Origin of the sequence: Cellulosilyticum ruminicola JCM 14822 (assembly GCF_001311925.1) — a bacterium.
In the GTDB taxonomy this organism is placed as follows: Bacteria; Bacillota; Clostridia; order Lachnospirales; family Cellulosilyticaceae; genus Cellulosilyticum; species Cellulosilyticum ruminicola.
The window spans coordinates 1-6,645 of record NZ_BBCG01000101.1 but is presented as its reverse complement, the minus strand read 5'-3'; the positions used below and the strand labels follow the sequence as shown (position 1 = coordinate 6,645).

7 protein-coding genes are annotated in these 6,645 nt (G+C 30.1%); 1 reads left to right on the top strand and 6 read right to left on the bottom strand.

The annotated features are described in order from the left end of the window. Positions 1–266: 266 nt before the first annotated feature. The 6 genes from JCM14822_RS17465 to JCM14822_RS22180 all read right to left on the bottom strand — a co-directional run bounded on the left by JCM14822_RS17465 (position 267) and on the right by JCM14822_RS22180 (position 4,983). Entirely contained in the window at positions 267–1,553 is a 1,287-nt protein-coding gene (locus JCM14822_RS17465) for a sensor histidine kinase (RefSeq protein ID WP_054743823.1), read from the bottom strand. Between the two features lie 18 nt (positions 1,554–1,571). Next, complete coding sequence (locus tag JCM14822_RS17460) at positions 1,572–2,291, bottom strand: LytR/AlgR family response regulator transcription factor (RefSeq protein WP_054743821.1); 720 nt, start codon at positions 2,289–2,291, stop codon at positions 1,572–1,574. A 342-nt stretch (positions 2,292–2,633) separates the two neighbouring features. Then, positions 2,634–3,404: an IS21-like element helper ATPase IstB gene (gene istB / locus JCM14822_RS17455; protein ID WP_054743820.1), complete on the bottom strand. Its 771-nt coding sequence runs from the start codon at positions 3,402–3,404 to the stop codon at positions 2,634–2,636. Further along, a complete protein-coding gene (locus JCM14822_RS22190; protein WP_242861552.1) occupies positions 3,401–3,895 on the bottom strand; it encodes a hypothetical protein in 495 nt (164 codons plus the stop codon). The genes istB and JCM14822_RS22190 overlap by 4 nt, the downstream gene beginning before the upstream one ends. Further along, a complete protein-coding gene (istA, locus tag JCM14822_RS22185) occupies positions 3,874–4,674 on the bottom strand; it encodes an IS21 family transposase (RefSeq protein ID WP_242861551.1) in 801 nt (266 codons plus the stop codon). The genes JCM14822_RS22190 and istA overlap by 22 nt, the downstream gene beginning before the upstream one ends. A gap of 39 nt (positions 4,675–4,713) precedes the next feature. After that, positions 4,714–4,983 (bottom strand): helix-turn-helix domain-containing protein, encoded by a 270-nt coding sequence (locus JCM14822_RS22180; protein ID WP_242861550.1) that lies wholly within the window; start codon positions 4,981–4,983, stop codon positions 4,714–4,716. 467 nt (positions 4,984–5,450) lie between these two features. Here JCM14822_RS22180 and JCM14822_RS17445 point away from each other — a divergent pair, with 467 nt between their 5' ends. Further along, positions 5,451–6,485 carry an ISL3 family transposase gene (locus tag JCM14822_RS17445; RefSeq protein WP_306307385.1) on the top strand — a complete coding sequence of 345 codons (1,035 nt, stop codon included), beginning with the start codon at positions 5,451–5,453 and terminating at the stop codon, positions 6,483–6,485. Positions 6,486–6,645 lie beyond the last annotated feature (160 nt).

Genomic DNA, 6,645 nt, shown 5'->3' with positions numbered 1-6,645 from the left:
GGATAAATAAACCTTAGTATAATTATTTTAGGGATTATGCAACCTGATATATTACCATATTTATCCTATTTATAAGTTGAGATAATCTAGCACATGTCGTTAACATAGTTAATGTTTACCTCCTAATTTTTTTCATTTGTCTTATATACTCATTTTATTAGTTTTTATCTTTTTTTGAATATCTTTTTCATATACTACAGTTTTTATGTATAAAATACAGTATTCATGCTAAGGATATAAAAAGAGTAGCCTCTTATAATAAGAAACTACTCTTTTTGGGGAATTAATAAAACTATTTTCACTTGAAACTCATTCATTGAATAATCTATTTTTAAGTTGCCCTCGTACTTTTTAACGCTCTCCTCTATATTTTTTAGGCCTATACCTAGGTGGTCTTTCTTAGTTGATAAAAATATATTATCATTTGTCCAAATAACTTGATTCATGCTATTAGTAATATTAATTACAACATAGTTATTAAATTCATGTATCCTTAATTCTATATATCTCTTACCTTCTTCAATCTGCAGATTGGCCTCAATAGCATTATCTAATAAATTACCAAATATCTTTGTTAGATCTATACTTTCAATAAAATCCATCTTGGTATCTTGAATTCTTATATTAAATACAATATTACTCTCTTTACATCTTCTTATCTTTTCATCAATAATAACATTTAATATACTATTATTACATTTATAGTTGTATCCCAGTGACTCCATTTCCTTATATAAATTCAATGTATAATTTTTTGCTACTTCTTTTTGATTTGTCTCATATAAATGCTCAAGAACAACTATATGATTTCTTATATCATGTAATAATTTACGAGATTCATTGTACTTCTTCTTCATGTTACTATAATATTTATGGGTCATTGCATTTTGCTTTTGATAAAATAATATATCGTATTTTATCTCACTATATTTTGAAACTTGATATAATATAAAAACTGTATATAAATCCAAAATAGTAAAGACGATAACTATGTATATTAGCATTCCTCCAGAACTTGTTATACCATAATAACTTAAATAAATAATAATGCTTAGTTGAAATATTAACATTAGTATAAAATATACACTTTTACTTATAGATATTCTATCTATCTTACTTTTTCTTAATAAGCTAATCATATATTTATATGTAGCTATATCTAATATTTGATTTATAATACATGTAAATAACATAATTTGTTCATGATTTAAACTAGTTATGATTGTGTAATCTTTAAAAATAGATACTATGCAAACAGTTATAATATCTATACTCAAAAGCCCCATCATAAATAATGTATTATAAATAATTCCTTTTAATGATTTTATCTCAAACAAGATTATGCTTACTATTGAAATACTTATAAACCCATACACTAAATTAACTAAAGGCTTATTCCAAAGGTCTATACTCATATAAAGTACAATATAAACTAATCTTCCTATACAATATATATACTTATTATTATATTTTGCCTTGTACATTTCTGCTAAAAAATCAAATACAATCCATCCTAGTACTACACAAAATATCATTCTAAAAAAAATAATCATCTTTTTTCCTCAGTTGAACTAAATAAAATTAAACGTAGTTTGTAAATAATTATTAAATATCTGCTTGAAAATAACTGCCTGCTTCTGTGCTAACGGAATAATTACACCATTTTTCATCTCTATATCATATCCTCGTATACGACTAATGTGGTATAAATTAACAACAAAGCTCTTATGTGGCATACCAAATCCCAGAGTACTAAATTTATTAATAATATCTTTTATTCTTGCATTGATTCTGCATGTTATATTCTTACAAATTACATTCACGTGTCTATCTTCATATTCAAAGTAATAAATATCATCTGTCTCCAAATACATTATTCCCTTATCTGTCTCTAGAGTAATGATTTCCTTGTTTCTTTCTTCAATTTTATAACTAATTGCTTCCATCAAAATTGCTTGTACATCTTCTTCTTTAAATGGTTTAATAATATATTGAAAGGCATGTACAGAAAAGGCATTTGCTCTATAATCGGAATAACTTGTTACATATATAATTTTTGTTTGTTTATTATTATTTCTAATATTTTTCCCCACTTCAATACCATTCATATACTTTAACCCTATATCTAAAAATATAATATCAAACTCAACTTTTTCCTTTAATAATGATTCACCATCATCATATACATATATCTCATAAAGTCTATTAATAGACTTTAAGGTCTTCTTAATAATATCAAGTAAAAGCGTTTGTAAATTTTTATCATCATCACAAATAGCTAAAAAAAGCATAAAACACACCACCATATAATATAATATAATATAATATAATCTAATCTAATCTATTTATTATATTATTGTATTTGTCAAGCGAAATCGGAACCAAAATGTATTTGAAAATGGATCCATCTTAAGTCAAAAATTTATGACCGCTAGGTCATATGTGTTCTATTCTTTTCCACATTTATTCCACGGTTTCCTTGACTATGAGCCTCCGTTGATATGCTTTTGGCAACTGAAGCAGCTACACCGTTGAATGATGAGCTACGAAGCTTGTGTGCTGCCTATTCTGGTCATCTTAGCATATCAACCCTCATAATCAAGGAACTTTCGCGGCATAAACGTTAGTCATTTCTACATTTGATTTTGGAGCCATTTTTCAGTTTCATGGATCCGGTATGAGCTGGTACTCATATCTAAAATATAGGATTTGTGTGTTAACCTATCTATCATTGCAGCTGTTAACACCTGATCTCCAAAAATTTCATGCCATCTATCAAACGATAGATTTGTTGTTATGATTGTTGATTTCCTTCCTGCTCGTAGCGAAATATGTGTAAATAATAACTCAGCCCCTTCTTTATCAAAAGAAATGTAACCTAGTTCATCTGCAATCACTAAGTCATATTTCTCAAACTTGTTTTCAAAAGCCTTTAAAGTCTTATTACTACGGCATTCTTTTAGTTGTGTAATCAGTAATGGAACAGTGGTAAAAAGTACTTTGTATCCTTCCATGCAGGCTTTTATTCCTAATGCTGTTGCAGTATGTGTTTTACCTGTTCCAGTACTTCCTAATAGAATGACATTTTGTCCATTCTTAATGAATTCTAAGTTAGATAGTATGCTCAGTTTTCTTTGAACATCTCCACTAAGATATGTTTGATCAAGCTCTTCAAGATACATTTTTTTAGGAAATCCTGCATTTCTGATTCGTTTTTGTTTGCCATTTTCATTCTGTCTATCTTGTTCATATCGCAAGATATTTAATAAAAATGCTTCATATGACAGTCTTTTTTCCTTAGCCTGCATGAGTTCTTCTGTTATACAAGCATTAATCCCTGATAATCGAATAGCTTTACAGATTGTTTGGATTTCTTCTATCTGTTTATCGAAAAGTGTGCTCATAAGATGGCCTCCTTTTGATAGTGAGTAGATTGAATACCAAAGATTTCATTGATGCGTTTTATATTTTCATTAGAAATATCAATGATCTTAGGATCTCCGCTACAGGTTTCCTGAGCGACTGTGTTTCTCTCACAAATAAGTTTAATCTTATCTGTTGAAAGATCCAGCGGACTTAGCTTTTGAAGTGCATGAATCGCATCATATACTTTTTCTTCTCCAACTTCAGAAATATATTCAAGAAGAGCTATGAAATCTTTTGGATTTTCGGTATAATAAGAGTTGTATATTTTTTTAAGTCGCTGGTCTGATTGCTTTAATGCGAGGCTTTGTCTTAATGCACCAGGCTTACGAGTCAGGGTCTTTGTGTAGTGGGATATACATAGACTCCATTCATGGTTGCCATACTTCTTAGCATGTGTGGCAACTTTTTTGTTGTCATAAAAACATTCTATTCGGTCTGTATAAATGATTACTGTAACAAAATGTCCCACAAGATAATCAGGAACAGAATATCTGTTTTGATCCACTGAAATAGTAGCGTATTTATCAACCTAGCTTCTGTGATTCGACTAGAATGATATTTAGGCATCTTTGGTAAAAGAAATGGCTTTTCAGCTGCGAGCACATCATAAGGAGATTTTCCATCGTAGCCTTCTTTGGGTAGTGCATTAAGTTCTTCCAACCTTTTTAAAAGATACTCGTTGGCTTCATCAAGACTAGAAAAAGTATCCTTTCTAGCAAAGGTTTTTCTTCTTATGTACTCAACACTTCTTTCAACATGGCCCTTTTCATTGCCACTTCGTATGTTGCAAAAGCGGTACTGAAAACCATAGTATAAAGAAAGTTTTAAAAGCTCATCTGTTGGTTCCTTTTCTGTACAGCTAACAAATCTTTTTACAGCGATTTTCATGTTATCATAAGTCATTGTTTTATAGGCTCCACCAATGTAATCAAAAAATAAACTATGTGCTTCTAAAAAGCACTCTGTTTTCTGAGAACGAAAGAGTCTTGCATATCTAAAGTTACCTTTAGCGGTTGTAAAAACTGCTAACTGATAGACGGTTGGCTTATCACTATTAATGTAAAGTTTTACTTCTCCCCAATCGAACTCACAAACATCGCCAAGCTTGTATTCTTGCTTAATATAAGCTTCTTTAGATTGTTTATTAAGCTGTCTAACAGCTTTGCAAACAGTAGTATAACTAATGTCAACTTTTTGTTCTTTAAGAGCCTCATAAATATCAACCGCTTTCATTTGTTGTTTATGCATACCATGTTCTCTTTTTTCTTGATTTTGATTAAGATACATTTAGATTTTTTGCATAACTTCAGGTGTTAACTTTGTTTTTGTTCGAGAAGAAGTATCGTATTTAGGTTTTTCTACTACTTGCTGAATGAGTAAAGGAACATCTTCAGTATGAGTACTAGTTGCAAGAAGCTTCTCACGTGAAGCATAGTACTGCTTCATATATCTTCTGATTGTATTACGTCCAATCCTAAACTCCTTAGCAATAGCCCTTTGAGATTTTCCATTAAGTGCCGCCATAATAATCTCTTGTTTTTGTATCAAAGTAATCACTCCATATCACCCCATATGTAATTTTCAGTACATATGGATTATAAGATTATAGTGGATCCATTTTCAACTGCATCTGTGGCTCCGTTTTTAGAGTACCATATACAATTATAACATGTTTTTATATTTATATATTTTTATTTTATAAAATAATTTTGAATATTTTATAAAATAATACATATCTTGCCTACTAATAACCTATCTTACTTAGGTTCTACACTATATGTTGGAGTCTAGAAAATATTCTCTCTTATTCTATGTATAAAATAAGAGCATTTTCAACAATCCTAAGTATGCTTTAAATACTACAGAAAGGTCGTTGACAATGCTCTCTTTACATGATTCCCAAAAAATTCTTGGTTTATACAATCTTATTATTAAAAATACACTTATTACTGATGATACCTGTACTTTTGAAGTAGAAATGATTCGTAAGCCTCATTTTTGTCCTTCTTGCGGCTGCATGACTAATCGTATTCGATGATTATCGACTTCAAAAAATTAAGGACTTACCTTTCTTCAATAGAAATGTCATTCTACTTTTTCGTAAGCATAGATATGTCTGTACACATTGCCATAAACGTTTCTATGAAACAACTGACTTTCTTCCTCGTTATCATCGTATGACTTCTAGGCTTATTTCTCAAATTCTTACTCTTTTGAGTTCAACTCACTCTTTTAAGAGTGTCAGTAAACAACTTAATCTATCTACTTCTACGGTTGTACGTGTTTTTGATCATCTTGCTTATTCTCCGTCTTCTTTACCACGTATTCTCTCTTTTGATGAATTCAAGGGTAATACTGGTCATGAAAAATATCAGTGCATTATAACTGATCCCAAGCACCATCGTATCATTGATATTTTGCCCAATCGTTATAAAGATGATTTATCTGCCTACCTTCTTAAGTATGATACCTCTCATACTGAAATGGTAATCAGTGATATGTGGGCTACTTATCGTGATCTTGCTAAAGAATTCTTTCCTAACGCTACTTATATCGTGGATAAATATCACTATATCAGACAAGTCATTTGGACACTTGAATCTGTTCGTAAGGAAGTCCAAACTGAATTCTCTGATTATCGTCGTAAATACTTTAAGAAATCTAAAAAACTACTTATCAAACACTTTGAGCATCTTAGTGATGCTGATAAACAAGCCGTTAAGATTATGCTACACACAAGTACAAAACTTAGTATGGCTCATGCTTTAAAAGAAGAATTCTTTGGTGTCATGTCTTCCAAAACACGTTTGGAAGCCCTGCAGAAACTTACCTCATGGATTACTCATGCTGAAAATAGTAACTTACCACGTTTTGTTTCTGTTTCTTTAACCATGAATAACTGGATAACCGGTATACTCAATTCATTTGAAACAGTTTATACTAACGGATTTACTGAAGGTACTAATAATAAAATCAAAGTACTTAAACGCAATGCTTATGGTTATCGTAACTTTAATCGTTTTAGAAATCATATTCTTCATATGGATAATAAAAAATAGCTAAGTAAAGAAAATATCTTTACTTAGCTTCCATAAATTTCTTGCATAAACTTAGGATACCCCAACTATTGACATAGCACCAACATTACTTGCCTGTTTTTCACTTACTCGTTTTACTTTTTCAGTTTTATTTGTAAAACGAAAAAGACACCCTTTTGGG